Source organism: Acetobacter musti, assembly GCF_011516835.1.
In the GTDB taxonomy this organism is placed as follows: Bacteria; Pseudomonadota; Alphaproteobacteria; order Acetobacterales; family Acetobacteraceae; genus Acetobacter; species Acetobacter musti.
Window position 1 is genome coordinate 34,437 of the sequence record NZ_WOTB01000022.1, and the last position, 20,634, is coordinate 55,070.

At 59.9% G+C, this 20,634-nt stretch carries 13 protein-coding genes; 4 read left to right on the forward strand and 9 right to left on the reverse strand.

Going from position 1 to position 20,634, the window contains the following annotated elements:
• Nucleotides 1-13: 13 nt before the first annotated feature.
• The 6 genes from GOB93_RS14935 to GOB93_RS14960 all read right to left on the reverse strand — a co-directional run bounded on the left by GOB93_RS14935 (nt 14) and on the right by GOB93_RS14960 (nt 8,038).
• Entirely contained in the window at nt 14-190 is a 177-nt protein-coding gene (locus tag GOB93_RS14935) for a hypothetical protein (protein ID WP_173584305.1), read from the reverse strand.
• A gap of 311 nt (nt 191-501) precedes the next feature.
• Nucleotides 502-1,263, reverse strand: a complete 762-nt coding sequence (locus GOB93_RS14940) for an ATP12 family protein (protein ID WP_173584306.1) — start codon at nt 1,261-1,263, stop codon at nt 502-504.
• Nucleotides 1,260-3,425: an AsmA family protein gene (locus GOB93_RS14945; protein WP_173584307.1), complete on the reverse strand. Its 2,166-nt coding sequence runs from the start codon at nt 3,423-3,425 to the stop codon at nt 1,260-1,262. The genes GOB93_RS14940 and GOB93_RS14945 overlap by 4 nt, the downstream gene beginning before the upstream one ends.
• 1 nt (nt 3,426) lies before the next feature.
• Nucleotides 3,427-4,401, reverse strand: a complete 975-nt coding sequence (locus GOB93_RS14950) for an RluA family pseudouridine synthase (RefSeq protein WP_173584308.1) — start codon at nt 4,399-4,401, stop codon at nt 3,427-3,429.
• A gap of 10 nt (nt 4,402-4,411) precedes the next feature.
• Nucleotides 4,412-5,797 carry a replication-associated recombination protein A gene (locus GOB93_RS14955; RefSeq protein ID WP_173584309.1) on the reverse strand — a complete coding sequence of 462 codons (1,386 nt, stop codon included), beginning with the start codon at nt 5,795-5,797 and terminating at the stop codon, nt 4,412-4,414.
• 102 nt (nt 5,798-5,899) lie between these two features.
• Nucleotides 5,900-8,038 carry an AsmA family protein gene (locus GOB93_RS14960; protein ID WP_173584310.1) on the reverse strand — a complete coding sequence of 713 codons (2,139 nt, stop codon included), beginning with the start codon at nt 8,036-8,038 and terminating at the stop codon, nt 5,900-5,902.
• Between the two features lie 989 nt (nt 8,039-9,027).
• On the opposite strand from GOB93_RS14960, the gene GOB93_RS14965 reads away from it, so the two are divergent.
• Nucleotides 9,028-11,301 carry a TonB-dependent receptor gene (locus tag GOB93_RS14965; protein ID WP_242010816.1) on the forward strand — a complete coding sequence of 758 codons (2,274 nt, stop codon included), beginning with the start codon at nt 9,028-9,030 and terminating at the stop codon, nt 11,299-11,301.
• Between the two features lie 413 nt (nt 11,302-11,714).
• On the opposite strand, the gene GOB93_RS14970 is transcribed toward GOB93_RS14965, so the two are convergent.
• Together GOB93_RS14970 and rsmI are read right to left on the reverse strand one after the other, a co-directional pair.
• The gene (locus tag GOB93_RS14970; protein WP_173584312.1) at nt 11,715-12,641 is read right to left on the reverse strand and encodes a S1/P1 nuclease; all 927 of its coding nucleotides are present in this window, start codon (nt 12,639-12,641) and stop codon (nt 11,715-11,717) included.
• The gene (gene rsmI, locus GOB93_RS14975; RefSeq protein WP_173584313.1) at nt 12,638-13,675 is read right to left on the reverse strand and encodes a 16S rRNA (cytidine(1402)-2'-O)-methyltransferase; all 1,038 of its coding nucleotides are present in this window, start codon (nt 13,673-13,675) and stop codon (nt 12,638-12,640) included. The genes GOB93_RS14970 and rsmI overlap by 4 nt, the downstream gene beginning before the upstream one ends.
• A 77-nt stretch (nt 13,676-13,752) precedes the next feature.
• Between rsmI and GOB93_RS14980 the strand changes: the two genes are divergently transcribed.
• Both GOB93_RS14980 and GOB93_RS14985 read left to right on the forward strand, forming a co-directional pair.
• The gene (locus GOB93_RS14980) at nt 13,753-15,129 is read left to right on the forward strand and encodes a penicillin-binding protein activator (protein WP_338422391.1); all 1,377 of its coding nucleotides are present in this window, start codon (nt 13,753-13,755) and stop codon (nt 15,127-15,129) included.
• A 322-nt stretch (nt 15,130-15,451) separates the two neighbouring features.
• Nucleotides 15,452-17,896, forward strand: a complete 2,445-nt coding sequence (locus GOB93_RS14985) for a TonB-dependent receptor (protein ID WP_173584315.1) — start codon at nt 15,452-15,454, stop codon at nt 17,894-17,896.
• A 77-nt stretch (nt 17,897-17,973) separates the two neighbouring features.
• Here GOB93_RS14985 and GOB93_RS14990 read toward each other — a convergent pair whose 3' ends face one another.
• On the reverse strand, nt 17,974-18,189 hold the full coding sequence (locus tag GOB93_RS14990; RefSeq protein WP_173584316.1) for a hypothetical protein: 216 nt from the start codon (nt 18,187-18,189) through the stop codon (nt 17,974-17,976).
• Nucleotides 18,190-18,563: 374 nt separating this feature from the next.
• Here GOB93_RS14990 and GOB93_RS14995 point away from each other — a divergent pair, with 374 nt between their 5' ends.
• A complete protein-coding gene (locus GOB93_RS14995) occupies nt 18,564-20,630 on the forward strand; it encodes a glycosyltransferase N-terminal domain-containing protein (RefSeq protein ID WP_173584317.1) in 2,067 nt (688 codons plus the stop codon).
• The last annotated feature ends 4 nt before the right edge of the window (nt 20,631-20,634 follow it).

The window sequence follows — 20,634 nt, forward strand, 5'->3', positions numbered from 1 at the left end:
CAGCAGAGCATTGTCACAGATGGCCAAGCTCGACAAGGACGACAAGAAAAGGCGTGACTGCCAGAACAACCCACGCTCCCATGGCGCAGGTTGCAAAAACCTGCGCAGCCTTTCGTTTCACCGCTCCGGATGGTGTCCTTATGGTGCCGGAGGCTGCTACGTTCTGAGTCTGAATGTCAGTCTTATTCATGAGACCTCCTTTTCAGTCTTCTGATCGGTTATCCGAGTCTTATTTATGGCTGAGACACTGCCTTCCGGCTGGAAAATATCCAAGTTACCAACTGTCTCGTCATATCACTGCTGTTTTTCAGTCCGGAAATGATAAGAACCGACGTCTGGGGCAAAATCGTGGCGAGGAGTGAGATTGGAAAAGAAAATCTTTCTGCGGGTCAGGTGCTCTCTGCCATTTATGCGGCGCTGGTTACAATGTGTGTGATTAAGACACGGTATTTTTCATTTTCCCGGGTCGGACAGAGGCAATGCGCTTAAGTTTTTAAGTGGCTAACAGAATTCGTTATTCGCGAGCTTCATAAAACGCGTCGCGTCAGTAATATCAGCAGCCATCATCGCAATCCGGTCCAGCAACGCCGGATCTTCGCCCCAGCGCTGCATCTGAGCCCGTTCGTCGACCGAGGCGATATTGGCAGCCTGAGTTGCATCCAGAGCATTTTCAGCAACGGCCAGTCCGAGGACGATACTTCCTGATGCGGGAACAGCGACTCCGAGTCCGGCCAGTGTGGCGTCAGACTGGCTGTTCAGAAGATCGGTAAGACGGACCAATGCTTCTGCAGACTGCTCTATGGGGATCATCCCTGCGGTGACACGCAGGGTAATACCATGGCGCTCTCTGAGCCAGTCGAGCCACGGTTGCCAGGCGTAATTCTGCAAGGCAGCAGCAGGCTCGGCATCATCTGCGCGATAGCAGAGAAGATCGTGCTTCCCGTAAGCGGCCAGTGTTGCAATAAAATGAGTGCGATCAGGCGCCACACGTTCAATCATCGTGCCTGCAATACGTGTCAGAGGCAGTGCATCCGGTCCGAACCGTTTTTGCGGATCGTCGGCACCCGCCATCTGCCACTCGGCGGCAAGAGCCTCCGCCAGAGGCTTCGAGGATACGTGCAGCGGGGTGCGGCCTGGCAGAATTACCGGCTTTCCGTCCAGTGCGACGCCAAACCCATGTGGACCGGCGATGACTTCCGCGTTCGTCCAGAACCGCTTTCGCCGGGAATCACTTTCGCGGGGAGATCGGATCTCGTCCGTCACCGGAGCAGCCCTTTGAGCATGTTCATCAGACCGTTCGCTTTGCCCGCTGGCGCAGGGGCTGCTGACGGACCGTTACCGCCTTCACGAGCGGCCGCGAGCAGATCGGGACACTGATCACTGCTGGTCTGATTGCCGCCGATGGCGATCGCAAACCGGCCGTCACTTCCCGGTTCCAGATGAGGTTGTGGTGAGCTGACTGTACCACCGACGCCGACCGGCGATGACGCGCCGGTCCCGCCGATTCCGATGCGCGGCGTCAGATGGAGATCAAGCGCGCCGTCGGAGAGGCTGACGCTGCCGTTTCCAGTAAGAGACAGCATATCCGCCTCAAGACCGATTCGTTCCATCGTCGCGCGATTATCAGCGATGTTCATATGGACGCCAAAGCACCGGAGCCCCATGGTGCCGCGAACAGGGATGCCGCGACCGATGATTGCTGCCAGAGCCTGTCCGCTGACGCGTCCGCCCACCATTGATACACCGAGATGCCCGGCTGCGCTTTTCTTCCACGCGTCCATATCTGCACCGTCGGCCGCGATGCTTCCCACAAGTTGCAGTGAACCATTGACCAGTGCCGGCACGCCGGCCCAGCTTTCGACAATCTCCGCCGGCAGGACCAGTGGAGATGCTGTAATGGTCATATGCGGAATATTACCGGAGACATCGTATCCGAAACGGCCAGACTGAGGCATGCCCTGCACCACGCCGGTTCCGCCAGCCCTGACGGGATCTGCTGTCAGGCGACCGCTGTCGGCGGTGACATGCGCCGAAACAGCGTCCCACGCCACAGACTGCCATGTAACGCGCTGTATCGTGACATCCAGAGTTGCCTGCACGGCACGCAGCCATGTCTGGGAATCCTGTTCATGCAGAATCGACAACGGAGCGTCGCTGGCGAGGTGTCCGTCGACTTTAAGGGCCTGTAAAGAGGGCTTTCCCGGACCAAATGTGAGTGCCGGAAGAGAACCATGTACATTTAGTGATGTTTTTCCGCCTCCCGCCGTCCCATCCAGCATGACGGAAGAACCACCGTCCTCCAGGGAAAGCTGTAAAGGAAGTGTGCTGCTCCCGGGGACCCGGACAGCGCTGACCGTTTCTTCCAGTGTTCCAAGCATGCCGTGAAGAGTAAGCGCCTGCCCGTTCAGTTTTCCATTCAGGGAAACAGCCAGTCGGTCAGCTGGTTGCGCGGCGTCCAGCGTAAAAGTATCAGCGTGCAGACCTTCGAGCATCTGATCCAGATCCACTGAACCCGTACGGAGATGCAGCATACGCAGTCCCGGGCTGGCACCGCTGCCGGTCACGCCAGCCTGAAGAGTCACATCGCTGGCATCAGGCACGTCAGCGTTGGGGAACAACGCCTCGATATCAGCCAGTTGTCCAAGTTCACCGCCGATCTGCAGATCGTATCCGGCATCGTGCTGCGGATCAGTGATGGTGCCATCAATATGAAGTTTTCCGGACGGTCGTTTGTTCACTGCCAGTGTCGCAGTGAGATGCACCGGCCATGTTTCTCCCGCGACAGGTGGCATCGGGCCGGTTGTCCCTGCAAGCGTGAAGGCACCTGAATCATGATGGCCGCGCAGACTGATCGCGACTGAACCGCCGGTCAGACCGGTCACGTCCGCCTGATCGACGTCCACCTGACCTGTGAGACGGCGCCGGATGTCAGACCATACGAGCGCGCCATCCCGGACATGCACGGAAGAAAGCGAAAGATTCCAATGCCGGTGTGATCCGGATGATGTGCCGGAATCGTCATGGCCGGTATCAGTTGGTTCGAACAGCCAGTTCGGCTTACCGTCAGGCGTGCGCTCCAGCAGCAACGCCGGCTGCATGAGGCTGACATCATCCAGCACGACCCTGTGCGAGAACAACGCGCTGAGAGAAAGTCTCGCACGGAGTTCTTTTGCGGTGAACATGTCCGGACGTGTTCCGCCCTGCCGGTTGGACAGGCGGACGCCTTTTGCTTCCACCCATGGATAGGGGAGCAGCCATACATGCAGAGATTCGATGCGTAACTGACGTCCGGTCTGCTGGTCGATCGCCTCCACAAGCCGCGTGCGCAGCCAGGTTGCGTCCATCAGCGATGATGCGGTGACAGCACCTCCGAGCAGTAAGGCAATCCCGCCAATGGTGAGACCCGCTTTTGTTCTGAACTTCATATTATCTCCTGCGCGGCACCGGGACAGATCCGGCAGTAAAGCCGAGCGCACGGAATGTCTCACGCATATGGGGCGGGAGTTCGGCGCTGACTTCCAGCCACCCGCCGGCCGGGTGCGGCAGCACCAGGCTGCGCGCGTGAAGGTGGAGGCGCTCGGTAAAACCGTCGACATGGGCTTTTTCGGCGCCGTATTTCGGGTCGCCGAGGATGGGCGTTCCGAGGGATTCGCAATGTACCCTTAACTGATGGGTGCGTCCGGTCAGGGGCGAAAGGCCCAGCCATGAAAATTTACGGCCGGCGGAATCGAGGACCTCATATTCCGTGCGGGCCATCTGTGCGTCTTCATCCCTGCGGTCGGCGGCGACGGTGATGGAGCCTGGTCCTGCGCCGAGACGGGCCAGTGGCTGATCGATTTCCCCCGACAGGGGATCGGGGCGGCCGACGACGACGGCCCAGTATGTTTTTCTGACATCGCGTCCGCGGAAGGCGGCCGCCAGCCTGGCTGCCACGCCGGGCGTCCTGGCGAGCAGGAGCAGTCCGGACGTGTCCTTGTCGATGCGATGCACCAGGCGCGGGCGCGGGTCATCACCCTCGCGCAGGCCATCCAGCATCATGTCTACATGCTGCGTGATGCCCGGGCCGCCCTGCGTGGCGAGGCCGGATGGCTTGTTCAGCACGATCAGCTGTGGGTCGGAGTAGATGACCATTTTCCGGATTTCCCGCGCCAGCCGTTCGTCCAGCGGGCGGGGTGCGTCATGACGCGGTTTTGTTGATGCGGGTATTGGCGGTACGCGGACGGACTGGCCCGGCGCCAGGCGGGTGCCGGCGTCCACGCGTTTGCCGTCCACGCGGATCTGTCCGGTCCGGCACAGTTTCTGCACCATTCCCTGCGTGAGCTGCGGATAGTGACGCCGGAACCAGCGGTCGAGACGGATCTCCGCTTCGTCCTCGCTTACCGTCAACATGGCCACACTCATAATCCGCGCCTCACGATCCGTCACCTGATGTCGCGCGGCTTGCCCTCTTTCGGGTCCATGTGTCCAGTCTCCGGCGAATTTCGTGTTCAAACCCGCGACCGGTCGGAGTGTAGAAGCGCTGCCGGGGCATCCCGTCGGGGAAGTAGTTCTGGCCGGAGAAACCCTCCTCGGTGTCGTGGTCATATTCATAGCCGGCGCCGTAGCCGATGTCTTTCATCAGCTTTGTCGGAGCATTGAGGATATGGGCGGGCGGCATCAGGCTGCCTGTCGTTTTCGCGGCCCGTCGCGCGGCGCCGTAGGCTTTGTAGATGGCGTTGGATTTGGGGGCGGTGCCGAGATGCACGACCAACTGGGCGAGGGCCAGTTCGCCTTCGGGCGATCCCATCCGCTCGTATGTCTCCCACGCGGCGAGGGCGAGCGGCAGGGCGGACGGATCGGCCATGCCGACATCCTCCGCCGCGAAGCGTGTCAGGCGCCGGGCGATGTAGCGGGGGTCTTCGCCGCCTTCCAGCATGCGGGCGAACCAGTAGAGCGCGGCGTCGGGATCGGAGCCGCGCAGGGATTTATGCAGGGCGGAGATCAGGTTGTAGTGTTCTTCCCGGTCCCGGTCGTACAGCACGGCGCGTCTGGCGAGCAGGGAGGTCAGCGCCTGCGGGTCGAGAGGTTTGTCCGTTTTCAGGCTGAGAATCTGCTCGACCATATTCAGCAGGTAGCGGCCGTCGCCATCTGCCATGGCTCTCAGTGCCGTGCGGGCGGATTCGGTCAGCGGCAGGGGCTTTCCTGTCAGTTCCTCAGCCCGGACGAGCAGCGCGTCCAGCGCCGGGTCGTCCAGTCTTCGGAGCACCATGACCTGACAGCGGGAGAGCAGGGCGGAATTAAGGGCGAAAGAGGGGTTTTCCGTTGTGGCGCCGACGAGAACGACGGTCCCGTTCTCGACAACGGGGAGAAATCCGTCCTGCTGGGCTCTGTTGAACCGGTGGATTTCGTCGACGAACAGCAGCGTGCCGCGCCTGCTTTCAGCAAAGCGTCGTGCGTCCTCGAACGCGCGTTTCAGATCTGCGACACCGGAGAAGACGGCGGAGAGCTGCACGAAGCGGAGATGGGCGGCGGCGGCGAGCAGGCGGGCGATGGTCGTTTTGCCGACACCGGGGCCGCCCCAGAGGATGAGGCTTGCCAGCGTGCCGCGTTCCAGCATCCGGGTCAGGGCGCCATCTGGACCCAGGAGATGATCCTGGCCAACGACGTCCTCAAGCCGGGTGGGTCTCAGCCGGTCTGCCAGCGGCTGGGTAGGTGCGGGCGTGGCGTTGTGGCCATGGGACGGGGCGGTGGCCCCGGTGTCTTCCGTGCCGAACAGATCGCCGCCCGGTTGTGAAGGGCGTTCACGCCGCGTGACCATGACCGTGCTCGCTGATGTTCATCCTTCGTTCATACAGCGTCGTCGTCTTCTCGTTAAGGCGAAGCTGCAGGTGGCGGGGTTCTGGCCCGCACCCTGTCGGTTTTATTTTGAGGCTTTGTGGAGCTTTTTCTCCCAGGCGGCCCGGACGGCGGCAGGATCCAGCGGTTCGTTTTTGCCGTGTATCTTGCGGGTGCTGCTGTGGCTGCGGTTTCCGGATGGATGGGCTGCTGGCGTTTTGCCGCCGGTATCCGCCCTCCGTGCCTGTGTCATGCCACCCGGCGCGATGCCTGCGGCGGGGTTGGCGTTGACTGCCTGCACGGCTTTTTCGCAGCGTGATCCCTTACCGACGCCGATCTGGATCATCGGCAGGATGGCGAGGGGCGGGAAGACGAAGCCCAGCCCGGCCGAGGCGGCTGCGCGGCCGATTATTTCGGCGCCGGGCAGAACGGTGGGGGATTTTAGCGGGCCGGTGACGTTGAACGCGCCCGGCAGCGAGAGAATTGTCGGGTGAATGGCGCGGGTGGTCAGGGAGTAATCGATCGTATTGGTCCGGAAGTTTACGGTTCCCTCACCAAGCGTTCTTGTTTCCCGCGTTTCGAGGAGCAGTGTTTTCGTCTTCACGATGCCGCCGTTCAGCGGCATGTCCGCGATGAAGCAGTCCAGCTGCGTGTGGCTCGGGAGACCGAGGGCGGAGAGGATGGCGTTACCGAACTGGAGGCCGAGAATTTCGGGAAGCAGGGCTGAAATATCACCGCCTTCGCTCAGCACCAGGGTCAGGCCGCCATTGCCGTTCGCGACGAGGGAGGCGATGGAATTTCCGGTCGAGGTCAGCGTGAAGTTGCCGCCGACGATTCCGCCCTGTGCGGCCGTGCCGGTCGTCGTGCTCATGATGTGGGCGAGGTCGATCTGTCTGAAATCAAACTTTGCTTTGGTAGCAAAGCCGTTTTTCGCGGGTGTCAGCGTCGCCGAGCTGGCCAGCGTTCCTTTGCCGACGGCGAAGTTCAGTCTGGTCAGATCGATCGCGCCGTCGCGGATGGAGAATTCCGCGTCGATATTATCCAGCGGCAGGCGTTTGTTCTGGATGCGGTCGCCCTTGTAGGTCACGTGGGCGTTGATGGCTTCCAGCTTGGGCACGTTGATCGGTGTGTCGGGCAGGATGTTCGGATCTTTCGCGTCTGCTTTTTTCTGCGCGGCTGTATCCGGTCCCGGTTTGCCGCCGATGAAGCCGCTCAGGTCCTCGATATCGACGCGGTGCGAATGCAGGCCGGCCTCGACGAACGGAACGGACTGATGCGGATCGACGGTGATGGTGCCGCCGATATCGCTGGAGCCCATCTTGCCGGCGAAATTGTCGAAGCGGATCAGTTTCTGGCTGTAATCCAGGTTGCCCGTGATGTCGTAAGCCGGGGTCTGCGGGATCGGAATCCCCGTCAGCGGATATAGCAGCGACATATCCGGTCCGGAGAAGTGCAGCTTCAGCTTCGTGCCTCTGAAGGCCAGCGGATCGTCGACCGTTCCTTTGAGAGTCGCGTGGGTCGGGCCGTTTTTGACGCTCAGATCCACCGGGTAGGGAGTCTTCGCGTCGCTCAGCGACAGGAGGGCTCCGCCGACGAAATGGCCGCTGACGGGCTGTCCGGCGTAGCGCCCGGTAGCGTCCGCGACGACTGTTCCGCGGTCGGAGGGGCCGGCTGGCAGGGTGGTGTGGACGTCGATGCCGGTATCGGCACGCAGCTTATCGTCGCGGAACCGGATATGGCCGTCCGTGATCCTGAGTTCCTTCAGTATGGACAGCGAAAAGCCGGAGTCTGAGGAGGAGCTGCTGCTGCTTCCGGATGAAGCGAAGGTATAGTTGTTCTGACCATACCTGCGGCGGCGGATATCGATGTAGGGGGTATCCAGGGCGAGGAGGGGCACGCGAAGCGACCGGTGCAGAACGTAGTTCAGGAGGTCGAACGAGGCCGTGATGTGTTTCGCCGTGAAGAACGGGGTGTCTTCGCTTTCAAACTCTTTCGGCTGATCACTTTTCACGTCATCGACCGTGACGCGGGTGACGAAACCGGGATGGACATGCAGATGGGCGACGCTGGTCGGGCGGCCGAGCGCGTCGGTGGCCTTGCGGTTCAGCAGGGGAACGAACCAGTCCCACGACCAGAAGATAATCAGCAGGATGAGAGCGAGGATGAACAGGCCGGCGCCCCCGGTGGAGAATCTGTGTCGATAGAAAAACGAGTTCTGGTTCATACAGTCTCTGATGTACGATCCGGACTGTCGGGCCGGATCGTCCCCTTCTTTTGTGTCCGGTCGGGACCATACACGCTCACCGGACGCACTGAATGCCTGCGGCTGGTGCTGCCGGATGGTCTTTGTTCATTCCCGGAAGGCTAAACGCCGTGTGTTAGGGGCGGTTGCACGACCTGACTGTCGCGTCCGCGAGTGCGGGGTTTTTCCAGAGTTGTGTCGGGAAAGGTGTCCGGTTTGCGGTCCGGAGATGATCAGAAGGATGAGCATGAAAATGTTATTTGTATGGAATGTTATGGGCAGTATGGACTTTCTGTGTCATATTGTTGCATGACTGTTTCGGATTTTTGTTATCCAGGCATGAGTATCCTAATTCGATTAGTTTTTTAATTGTCCTGAAAAATACTTCCGCAGCCGGAATGAGGCCGCTGTGTTGTCCGGGAGTGATGGCAGGATGGAAGTGAAAGGAATAATAGGTCTGTTAAAAATTCAATAATGTAGCGTTCTGTAGTTATTCTGTAATCTGGTCAGACAGACGAGATTCGGTTCCGGAGGCCGGAGACGGAGTACTGGTCAGGCATGGGCAATCTGTTGCTAATTTGATACAGTCCTGCGCAAACTGCATGTCTGACATGAATCTGTAATAAACAAACTGATTATTTGGTCGTAAGGAACGGCCATGCAGCCTGGAAGCTGAGTCCGGGGAGGCTCTGTATGGCCCAGAAAGCCGACCATCCGGTCAGGTTTTTGAGGTTGTCTCCCTGCGAAGCGCGACCGGATTGCGTCCTGTCCATGACCAGAACAGAGCCGCTATGCACTTTTTTATGCGACATCTTCTAGCAACATCAGCCCTGATAACCCTTGCTGTGCCTTCTGCTGCTGTTCTGGCCGCGCCGGCGGCATCTCAGTCCACAACGGCGGGTGATGCTGCGAAAGGGAAGAAAGCCGCGTCCCGTCCCGGTCCGGCGGCAGCCGATGAGAATGCCCCGTCCATGATGGGCGCGACGGCGCCGACCGATCAGAAGGCTGAGCTCATTGAGGTGCGCAGCGCGCGGCACAGTCAGGTCGCGGGCGGGCTGATGATTAAGGAAGATGCGCCGAAATCGCGCTCGACCGTTACTTCGGAATATATCGACAAGCAGGCCGCCGGCCTAAACCCGATGCAGCTGATTGAAATGCTGCCTGGTGTGAACACCACCTCGACTGATCCCATGGGTCTGTCCGGCGGTCACATGACGATGCGCGGCCTGAACGAAAGCCAGATCGGCTTTACCCTGGAAGGTTTCCCGATCAACGATATCGGAAATTATGCCGTTTATCCGCAGGAAATCGTCGATCCGGAAAACCTGCGTTCCATCAATGTCGAGCAGGGCTCGGCCGATCTCGACAGCCCGCATATCAGCGCGACCGGCGGTGCGGTCGATATGTATCTGCTTGACCCGAAGGAAAAGCTGGGTGGCAAGATCGTCGGTTCCTACGGCAATTATAATCAGCGTCGTGTCTTTGGTCGTCTCGATACCGGTTATGTTGGAAACACAAATATAAAAGGTTACATCTCTTTCTCGGATGCGGCAGAAGATTCCTGGCGCGGTCCTGGTGGTCAGAACAAGCTGCATGGCGAGACCAAATGGGTCAGCGCCTGGGGGCAGGGCAACAAGATCAGCTTCTCTCTGCTTGGCAACCAGGGAACCAGCAGTCTTTTCCCGACCACCTATATGGACACATGGCAGGCTCAGGGAATTCACAACGCCTATCAGGCGACGTGGAATCCGAAAAGTCCAAGCGCGAACTATTACGAGCTGCATCGTAACCCGTTCACGAATATCTATGCCAGCGCTCCGTCAACCTTTACGCTGACAGACCATCTGACGCTGACTGAAACACCATATTTCTGGTATGGAGACGGTAATGGCGGCGGCGCCTACAGCGAAAGTCTGACCAGTCAGCAGTGGGGCGCGCAGACCATGACCGCGTCGATCGGCGATCATAATGCGTCAAACACACAGTCTCTGATCGTCTACAACCCATCCAACACCGAGACCTACCGGCCGGGGTCGGTGACGAAGCTGACGCTTCATACCGGTATCAACCGTCTGACAGTGGGCTACTGGTTCGAATATTCGAAGCAGATCCAGACAGGTCCTTACAGTCTGGTTGATTATGCAACAGGAAAACCGCTTGATCTTCTGGGTGGTGGGCCGAACATGGTCCTGGCGAACGGCGAGACGGCTCAGTATCGTGACACGCTGACCCAGACGCGCATCCATACAATGTTCATCGCCGACAGTCTGTCGCTGCTGAACAACAGGCTGAATATCGAAGCTGGCCTGAAATACTCCGTTGTCAACCGAGACGGGCAGAATAACCTGCCGGACACCTCGACCGGTAAGTATATTTCAGGAGCGTGGCAGGAACCGCTCCCGGCAGTGGGCATCCGCTACAAAATCAACAACGAAAACCAGCTTTTCGCGTCCTCGACGACCAATTTCCGTATTCCGATGAATACCTCGCTGTATGATTCAGGCGCTTACAGTGTGGCGCGCGGCGGTTACTCTAACCAGGCCAATCCGAATCTGAAGGCGGAATATTCGATCTCGGAAGAGTTTGGCTGGCGTTATCAGGGTCCTACGGTGATGAGCTCCGTCACCTATTTCCATTATAACTTCACCAACAGCCTCTACAGCCAGACCGTCAATACCGGAAACGGGCAGAGCTATACCCGCAGCATCAACGGCGGTAACTCCCACGCGGATGGCGTGGATTTCGAAATCGGTACCCGTCCGATCTTCTATCATTTCCGTCCGTATTTCTCGGCGGAGTATATCAATCGTCGCACCGACAGTAACGTTGCGGCCGGCAACGGTGATTATGTCTTCAGTAAAGGCAAGTTCGCGCCGCAGACGCCGCGATATCAGTTCGGACTCAATCTCGACTACGATGACGGTCATCTGTTCGGTGGCTACAGCCTGAAATATGTCGCGCGGCAGTATGCAACGTTCACGAACGACCAGCATATTCCGAGCTACATCACGATGAACATTGACCTTGGTTACCGTTTCAAAGACTGGGGGCCGATGAAGTCGCCAACTTTGAAGCTCAACCTTCGTAATATTACAGACCGGCACTATCTCGGTTTTGTCAATGCGACGGCGGCCAATGCACTTGCGACAACCGGCATGTATGGCACCTCAATCAAGGGTGGCAGCGCGACCTACTCTATTGCAGCGCCCTTCAGTGTGACGGGGTCGGCCAGCGTCGATTTCTGACCGTTCTGTTCGGTTGTGCAGAAGGAAAACGCCGGAGATATTCTCCGGTGTTTTTTTTGTTTCAGAATGTTTTGCGTGAAGTTTTCCTGGTTTTGTCTCAGGCCTCGCAAAGGGATGCGGTCCTTTTGATCCGATTTTTTAAGGGACTATTTCAAAACTTCGACAGGACAAACTGTTCATAACAAACGGATGATGTGATGTTTGTTGCGTCCTGCACATCTGTCCGCTTCAGCCGGACTCAGAAAGCGTTTGGCGATAAGCCTTTGAAAAAAGCTTCACCAAAAACTTCTTTATAACTGACCGTGCTATCGACGAACAGGATTTTGAAGCAGTCTCTAATGGGAAAGGGTGGAAGGGGCCGCGCCCCCTTCCGGTGCAGGGCAGAGCCCTGCCTGTAAGACACCCGTCCGCTTTTATTTGTTGTCACCCAGTGAAGCATTCAGGACAGCGGCGAGCCTGATGCCGGCCTGCTCGAGACGCAGCCGGGCGACCGGCCATGCCAGTGTTGCGTAATCATCTCCGAGTTCAGAACCACGCAGATGCGGTAAGGCGCCGTATGCGACCGTGCGTGCCAGGGAGTGGCTTTCATCCACCCAGTCTATGGCGGCTTTTCTGTCGTCTCCGGTGGTGAGGTCGGCGGTCCAGTACGCTATTTCATCATCTGTGATGTCCTTATCGAGCTTTTTTGCCTCGTTCTGCGCAGCGCCGAAGTCGATGGTGTAATGCGGGCCGACTGTCAGGCCGGTTGCGTGATCGATGATGCCCTCATCCCACAGGGAATGAAGATTCATATGACCGTTCAGACTGTTCCCGAAATAGGTCAGCTTCACGGTGTTGCCGCCCTTGTCGTGATCGCGTTCGGCGGCGTGGAGAGGCTGATGCACATCTCCCACGAGGTGGACGACCCATTTCAGCGCTGCGAGGCGCTGCGCGACCGGTGCTGAGCGATCGGCGAGAATGCGTTCCTGTTCGGGAAGTTTCTCTGTGACGCAGTTGGTGTCGGGGCAGTCTCTGGACTGGTCATAGGCGGGGTCGGCTGCGTCGATATCGACATAGTGCCATGCGAGTGTTTCCGGTGCGCCGCCTTTGTTTTTGGGGATATGGCCGATGGTGTCCGGCCAGGAGGCGACCTGATCGAGCGAGTCATGTCCTTCTGCGGCGAGCAGCGTTTTCGCGGCAGCGAGAGTGGACAGTGTGAGATGGGCCTGCGCGATATCCGCAACGATGGCATGACCGTTGGGTCCCCAGGCGCAGGCGGGTGTCGCGCCGGCGGCGGCGGAAAATATCGTAAAGGCAATGAGCGTGGACCGGCCTGTCCGTCGGGGAAACCGTTTGTTCATTCTTTATTCTCCCTGCGTGCGGCTGAAAGTTCCAGCGCCCGCGCATACACAACTTTTCGTGGTAGTCCTGACGCTGCGGCGATGAGTGCTGCGGCGTCCTTGACGGAATGGGAGTCAAGCGCCTCCGTGAGCTGTCTGTCCAGATCACCGGCGTCGGTTTCTGCATCTTCAGGCGGTCCTAACAGCACAGTGATTTCACCGCGCGGGGGCGTCTCCGCATAGAAGGCCGCCAGTGCGCCTGTGGTGTCGCGGCGGACTTCTTCGAAACGCTTGGTCAGTTCTCTGGCCACGGCGGCGGGCCGGTCGCTGCCGAAGACCGCGACGATGTCGGCGAGCATTTCTCCCAGGCGGTGAGGGGCTTCGTGCCATATGAGGGTGGCGTGCAGTCCGGCAAGCTCTGCGGCACGTAATGTCGCAAAACTTTCACGTCGTGCCGCGCTGCGGGGCGGGGGGAAACCCACGAACAGGAAGGGATGGGGCGGCAGGCCGGAGAGCACGAGGCCGGTCAGTGCGGCGTTGGGGCCGGGGACCGCCGTGACCGGGATGCCGGCTTCCATGGCCGCGCGCGCCAGGCGGTAACCCGGATCTGAGAGGAGCGGCATGCCGGCATCGGAGACGAGGGCGATATGTTGTCCGTCCAGCAGGCGACCGATCAGCCCTGGTACGCGTTGTCGTTCGTTGTGGTCATGAAGAGGTTCGGCGCGTGTGCCGATATTGTATTCGGAAAACAGGCGGGCCGTGACGCGCGTATCCTCACAGAGTACGAGATCGGCGGTGCGCATGGCGTCTGCGGCGCGGGGCGACATATCGCCCAGATTGCCGATGGGCGTGGCGACGAGCGTGAGCAGTCCGGTCCGGCTTTTTCCGTGCATCGGAGCGCCGGGCGTCGGGGTGTCTTCCGGGGCCGGTTCCTCTTCGCGGGCATGACGCGGCGTCATTCCTTCGCTATGGGAAGGCGACGCACCGGGATGGCGTGCCGCCTTTGACCCGGAAGATGGATGATCAGAAGCAGAGGCGGATAATGGATCGGACATACTGGTTCCAGTCGCGAAAAACAGTTCAGGGTGTCTCTCCATCCGGAAGAGGAGACAACCCCGGTCCGGGAAATCCGGTGAAACGGGCGTTCGGCCCGGTTGTTCTTAAATGTCTTTCCGGTGTGAGTCTGCTGGCTCTGGCGGCGTGCGGCACGACGTCGGGTCCTGCCGGCGGTGGCGCGACGGCGCCGCGCAATGTCGGTGTTCTTCTGCCGCTGAGCGGTCCGAATGCCGGGCTGGGCAATGAAATGCTGACGGCGGCGCGGCTGGCGCTGTCCCGGCCGCTGAATAACGGTCAGCCGGCGACGATGGCGCTGCCACAGGTCGATGCGCATGACACGGCCGGGCCGGCGGGCGCGGCGGCGGCGGCGCAGGCTGCTCTGGCGGCGGGTGACGGGATGGTGCTGGGGCCACTGACGAGTGTGGATACAGCGCAGATCGCGCCGCTGACGACGCAGGCAGGCGTGCCCGTGGTGGCGTTTACGAGCGATACGAATCAGGCGCGTCCGGGCGTCTGGGTGTTCGGCATTACACCGCAGCAGCAGGTTGATCGTCTGGTCGCCGCCGCCAGAGCCGAGGGGCGGCATCAGTTTGCGGCGTTCCTGCCGGATAATCCTCTTGGCCATGCTCTCGGGGATGCGCTGATCCAGTCCTGTCAGAGAATGGGGCTCGCCGCGCCGCAGGTGGCTTACCATATGAACACGCCGGAAGCGATCAGCAGTGGTCTGGCGTCTCTGTCGGCCTATGACAGCCGGGTTGCGGCTGCGAATGGACAGGCTGCCGGTCCGGCAGGCGATCTGCCGGCCGATCTTGCGGCGGCGCTTTCTTCCGCTCCGAAAGCGGATACGACGTCTCCGGCTGCTGGAGGCTCTCAGTCCCAGGGTGATGCCGGGCAGAACGGCGCCGCGGCGCCGGATGCGACAAAGTCCGGGACGCCTGCCGCGGGGACTCAGAGCCTTTCTTCTCCGCCCTTTGACGCGCTTCTGCTGGGCGATCTGGGTCTGTCGCTGAAAAATGTGATTGACGCTCTGAACGCCGATCAGGTCGACCGTTCCCATGTCAGAATCATGGGGCCGGGTCTGTGGAGCGCTTTTGCCGGCAAGCTGGGCCGGCTGGCCGGGGCGTGGTACGCGGCGCCGGACCCGGCGAACCGGAAGGCTTTCGTCCAGGCTTTTGCGACACAGATGCATCGCGCGCCCAAACCGCTGGCGGATCTGGCCTATGACGCCGGTGCTCTTGCGAATTCCGTTTATGCCAGTGTTGGCGGGAGAGGGTATCCGACAGATATTCTGACTCGTCCGGAAGGTTTTTCCGGTGTTGACGGGCTGTTCACACTGCGTCCCGATGGCAGCACGTCCCGTGATCTGGCCATCTTCGAGGTGCAGCCTGCGGGAGGGGTGCGGATTGTGAACACGTCATCTTCTCATCCGGCATCCGTGCCCGGTTCGATCTGAAAACGGGTCGTAATGTGTCCTGATGTCCGGACGGACATCAGGACACCGAATATCAGAACCGGGACGCAGCAGGTGATCACGGCGTTCTGTGCGCCCGGCTTCGTGGGAATGGCTGCTCTGCTGTAACAGATCCCCGGACAGATCAGTTCTTTCAAAAATGGTAATTTTCGGCCGTTTTCCGGGTGTCCGGGGATGGTGCCTGTCCGGATTTTACATGTGGCATTTGTGTAACGGACCATTTCTTTTTCATGAGATGATATTGCGAAAAAGTCGCAATTGCATATAGGAATGGAGTGAAATGTGACAGCCTGATGAGGTTCCAATGACAAAGCGTTTCATCCGCTACAGCCTGAAGCGGACATCGCTGACAGCCGGATTGACGATCGCCTGCACCGCTCTGAACACGCAGGGTGCATCGGCTGCTGCCGCTGAGTCTGGTGCCTCTCCGGATCATCATGGCGTTAAGGCGCACCACCGGATTAAAAAACATTCTTCTGTGCGCCCGGCTTCTCAGCCTGCCGCTGTGGCGCCTGCTGTTTCCGCCGCCGGGACGACTGTGGCGCAGCCGCTGAACACAAGTAAAAACACGACGTTCATCAGCCCGAAATCGAATGAGGAATATCTCACCGTCCATGGGCAGGGGATGAATATTCTGCATGAAGACATGGGCTTCAGCCGCATGCCGCAGGATGTCATGCACACGGCCCAGACCGTCAACGTCGTGCCGAAGCTGCTGATGGAGCAGCAGAACGTAAAATCTCTTGATGAGGCGCTGCGCAACGTGCCAGGCATTACCGCTTCGGTCGGTGAGGGCGAGGGCGGCATGTCCGGCGATCAGTTCCTGATCCGTGGCTTTCAGGCGCAGAATGATATTTACGAAAACGGTCTGCGTGACTTCGGTGTTTATACGCGTGACAGTTTTTACTATGACCATGTGACGGTGATCAAAGGGCCGTCCTCGGAAGTGTTCGGAAACGGGACAACCGGCGGTGCCATCAACATCGTTACCAAGATGCCGCATCTCGGCAACAGCTACAGTGACGGGTTTTCCGGCGGGTCGGGTCAGTATTATCGCGGCACGGTGGATGTGAACCAGCAGATCGGCGAGACCACGGCCATTCGCTTCACCGGTATGGGGAACGAAAACAACGTTGTTGGCCGGGATTCCGTTTATTCTCATCGCTGGGGCATTGATCCGTCCATTGCATTTGGTCTTGGCCGGCCGACTACTCTGACAATTGAATATTTCCACCAGACGGATAACCGGATTCCGGATTACGGTATTCCCGTTATTACGAAGCCTGGCACGACAATCGGGCGTCCGGCGACGCAGTTTGGTCTGAACCGGAACAACTGGTACGGCACGAATTACGACCAGGATGCATCAAATGTCGATATGCTCACGGCGCATCTGAAACATGAAATGAACAGTCATATCTCGTTTTTTGATGATCTGAGAGGTGGGAAGTATGACCGTTATTTCTCGGCGTCACAGCCTGGCTGCACCGGCTCGTGCGTGACCGACTTCTTTACCGACCCTGAGGCGGCGCAGATCAATCGTCGCGGGCATCTCGGCGGACCAGAGCCGTATCAGCAGGATGACTGGTCGGTGCAGAACGTCTTTTCGATGGTGGCGAAGTTTAATACCGGTTCCATTAAACATCAGGTCATAGCTGGCTGGGATGTGTCGCATATTTATGACCGGCGTACGAATTACGCCTATAATTTCAACGGACAGAACGGGACGCAGGCTGATACGACCAGTCTGTTGAATCCGTCGGCCTATCAGCCTGGTCTGCTGCTTGGATCGCTTGGTCAGTACAGCGGTAATCTTGTCAATATCAGTGGTGTAGGTCACGCGCTTTACAAAACGGGCAGCGCCACGGACGCGGGAGCGTTCCTGTCCGATCAGGTCTGGTTCACGCCGTGGTTCTCGGCGACGGCAGGCTTCCGCTGGGATAACTGGAACAGTCATTATTCCGCGAATGGCGGAACGGCCGGGTCGGGTGTTTCCTACGGGCAGAACCAGACGATGTTCAACCCGACTGTGAAACTGATGTACACGCCCAATGACGACACAATGATTTATTTCAACTGGGCGCAGTCCACGACCCCGCTGGGGCTTTATGTCACGAACAGCTCCGAGCCGCTGAAGGCGGGGACACAGGGCTTTAAGCCGGAACGTAGCAGCCTTTACGAGATCGGCGCCAAGTACAATGCTTTTCATGGACGCATGGGATTCACTGTTTCGGCCTTTCGTCTTGAAAAAGGCAATGCCATGCAAACAGATTCTAATGGTGATGTATCATCATCAAGCGATCGTCAGCGAAATCAGGGTTTTGAGCTCAGCGCCTCGGGTGAAATCCTGAGGAACTGGAATGTCATCGCGACTTACGCCTATTATGATGCGAAGACTGTTGCTTCGCTGACGGCTGCTGATGTGGGCAAGCGAATTCAGTATGCCCCTAAGAATTCCGCCACGTTCTGGACGACCTATACAATTGCGCCATCAAAGCCATGGAATCTGACTTTTGGTGGTGGCCTGACCTGGCGGAATGGTGTGTGGCTTGATGCCGCCAATACGCAGCGCGTTCCGTCGACGGTTGAATGGGATGCGATGATTTCTCACAGCTTCCTGAAGCACTGGAAAGTGGCTATGAACGGCTACAACCTTGCCAACCGCCTCAATTACGGCAGCCTGTTCAGCGATCGTGTGACACCATCCGTCGGCCGTTCGTTCCTGTTTAATATTTCAGCCAGTTACTGAAAGGGATTTCCCGGTTTATCCGTGATGTGAAAGCCCGTCCGGTCCCCTGAGGCCGGACGGGCTTCCTTTTATCGGGGTCAGGTGCTGCTGCCCGGTTTTCCGGTCTTTTTGTGCCCGGCGATGATGGTGCCGTCAGGGGCTACATCGAGCGACGGTGTGTCGTGGTGGGGTGGGGGCGCTGCGCCGTGCCACAGGCTCCGTCCGGCCGGAGGCGCGCAGGCGGACAGGAGCAGGGTCAGCAGGAAGGCAGGACTGTTTCTCCGCCACCTGTGACGACGCGACAGAGTATTCACTCTTTTATCAGGAGGCTTTTTTCCACCCTGACGCCGTTTTTAGTGTTGAAACGGACCGGTTTCATTTGCAGATTATCCTTCAGTTCGGGTGCCGGGCGATAACGCTCATGGGTGTTTCCGGATTGATGGGAGTGGCGCGGCGATGCGGTCCGGGCACGAGAGGCTGTCGGGCATGATCCGCGCGCATGGCCGCGCCGGAAGGACGGAGAGAGCAGATTTTCGGTGCGGCCGGGTGGGGTTGTTCCGGAGATGTCTGTCGCGGTCATGGCGGGGCAGGGAGGCGGGAGCTTTTCCGGATGGCGCTGCGCGTGCTAACCGCGCCCTATGTCTGCGCGTGTGTCCTTCTTTTTCTCGCATTCTGAGTCGTTGCGGCGATGACGATCAGGGATATGATCCGGTCTCCGGTGCAGGTGGTTATACGGGGCGTGCTGCGGGGATGGCTCGGGTTTTCGCTTCAGACGACGCGGTGGCGGCTTGAGGCGACGCCGGAGGCGCGGACTCTGCTGCTGAATGAGCGGGAGGGCGGCGGGAAGACCGGCCTTCTGGTTGCATTCTGGCATGAGGAACTGGCCCTTTCTCCGGCGCTCTGGTGGTGGACGGAGCCGCGCAATCCGTCGATGCGCCTGCATGTGCTGATCAGCCGGAACCGGGACGGGCGACTGATCGCGGATGTGGTGGCGCCCTGGCGGATACCGGCGATTCACGGCTCGTCGGACAGCAAGGGGAAAAACAAGGGCGGTGCTGCGGCGCTGCGACGTATCCGGGCGGTGCTGCGTGAGGGTCATGTGGTCGCGGTGATGCCGGACGGGCCGAAAGGGCCGCGGCGGCAGGTGCAGCAGGGGGTTCTGGCGCTTGCCGAGCAGGTTGGCGCGCCCATTATCCCGGTGGGCATCATGTGTCGTAACATCCGGGCCGGCTCCTGGGACCGGATGGTTCTGCCGCTTCCGTTCGGAGTGGGAAAGATTGTCTGTGGCGCGCCTGTCAGCATCAGGAAGGGAGAGCGCGACGAGGCCCGGCAGAGGCTTACGGCGGGGCTTAACGCCGCGTCTGAGGCGGCCTCAGCACCTGCTGGGGGGCGCGGGGAACGCCTGTTCCCGATGCCGGTCGGCGATGGAACCGCAGAAAAAGGCGGGACTGCCTGCGGGAGCTTTTTATGGGCGGGGCTCGCGACGCTGCTCGCGCCGGGGCTGACGGCCATGTTGCGTGTGCGGGTGCGCCGCGGGAAAGAAGTCAGGGAACGTCTGCGGGAGCGGATGGGTCTTTCGCGGGCGGTGCGGCCGGCAGGTGTGCTCGTCTGGCTTCATGCTGCGAGTGTAGGGGAGACTGTTTCATTGCTGCCGGTTGTGCGTGCGCTTCTGGAAGGCCGGCCTTCTCTGCGGATTCTTATGACGACCGGCACCGTGACGGCGGCCCACACGCTGATGCGGGAGTTTCCGCGTGAGATGGTGTCCGGCCGGGTGGTGCATCAGTTCGTACCGCTCGACGTGCCGCGATGGGTCCGGCGGTTTCTGGCGCACTGGCGTCCGGCCTGTCTTGTTCTGACCGAGAGCGAACTCTGGCCGAATATGCTTTCGGTCTGCGGGAGCGCGGGGATTCCGGCTGTTGTCGTCAACGGGCGTCTGTCGCCGCGGGCGCTGGCAGGGTGGCGTCGTGTGCCGGGTCTGGCGAGGTGGGTGATGTCCGGTCTGACCTGGGTCGCGGCGCGTTCTCCGGAGGATGCAGCGCGTTTTCGTGTGCTTGGTGCGGCGCCGGTCTTCTGCGCGGGAGATCTGAAGATGTCGGCGCTGCCGCCTGTCTGTGATCCGGTCTTTCTGCGCCGGGCGAAGGAGGCGATCGGCGGTCGTCCGGTCTGGATTGCGGCGGCGACCCATGCGGGCGAGGAAGAGGCTGTTTTTGCCGCGGCGAAACTGCTCAGAGCCCGGATTCCGGATCTTCTGACCATTGTTGCGCCGCGTCATCCTGACCGGGGACAGGATATTGCGCGTCTGGCATGCCGGACGGGGCTGACGGCGGATATCGCGCCGCGCCGCGCCGCCGGTCTGTGGCCGCGGACGTCGGATGCGGTCTGGGTTGTGGATACGCTGGGCGAACTGGGGACGCTGTTCCGGCTCAGCCGGGTTGTCTTTATGGGCAACAGTCTGTTGCCTGCGAACGGTCCTTCGAAAGGAGGCGGCCATAACCCGTTCGAGCCGGCGCGGTGTGGCTGTGTGATTGCGACGGGTCCCGCGACCGGAAATTTCGAGGAGGCGTTTGAGGCTCTGGCCGGAAGTGTGACGGTGGTGCGGACACCGGCTGAGCTTGCGGCCTGGGCTGGCGAAATGCTTGGCGATCCGGTGGTGGCGGAAGAGAGGGCTGCGGCGGGAATGGCGGCGGCGACGCGGGATACGGCTCTGCCGCGTCGGCTGGCGGACAGGATCGGGGACTTGGTGAGCAATGGCTGAGCGG

Coding starts and splice junctions, on each gene's coding strand:
- GOB93_RS14955 (WP_173584309.1), bottom strand. CDS start 5,797: ATGGTCACGCGGCGTGAACGCCCTTCACAACCGGGCGGCGATCTGTTC.
- rsmI (WP_173584313.1), bottom strand. CDS start 13,675: ATGTCCGATCCATTATCCGCCTCTGCTTCTGATCATCCATCTTCCGGG.
- GOB93_RS14965 (WP_242010816.1), top strand. CDS start 9,028: ATGATGGGCGCGACGGCGCCGACCGATCAGAAGGCTGAGCTCATTGAG.
- GOB93_RS14985 (WP_173584315.1), top strand. CDS start 15,452: ATGACAAAGCGTTTCATCCGCTACAGCCTGAAGCGGACATCGCTGACA.
- GOB93_RS14935 (WP_173584305.1), bottom strand. CDS start 190: ATGAATAAGACTGACATTCAGACTCAGAACGTAGCAGCCTCCGGCACC.
- GOB93_RS14950 (WP_173584308.1), bottom strand. CDS start 4,401: ATGAGTGTGGCCATGTTGACGGTAAGCGAGGACGAAGCGGAGATCCGT.
- GOB93_RS14995 (WP_173584317.1), top strand. CDS start 18,564: ATGACGATCAGGGATATGATCCGGTCTCCGGTGCAGGTGGTTATACGG.
- GOB93_RS14960 (WP_173584310.1), bottom strand. CDS start 8,038: ATGAACCAGAACTCGTTTTTCTATCGACACAGATTCTCCACCGGGGGC.
- GOB93_RS14970 (WP_173584312.1), bottom strand. CDS start 12,641: ATGAACAAACGGTTTCCCCGACGGACAGGCCGGTCCACGCTCATTGCC.
- GOB93_RS14945 (WP_173584307.1), bottom strand. CDS start 3,425: ATGAAGTTCAGAACAAAAGCGGGTCTCACCATTGGCGGGATTGCCTTA.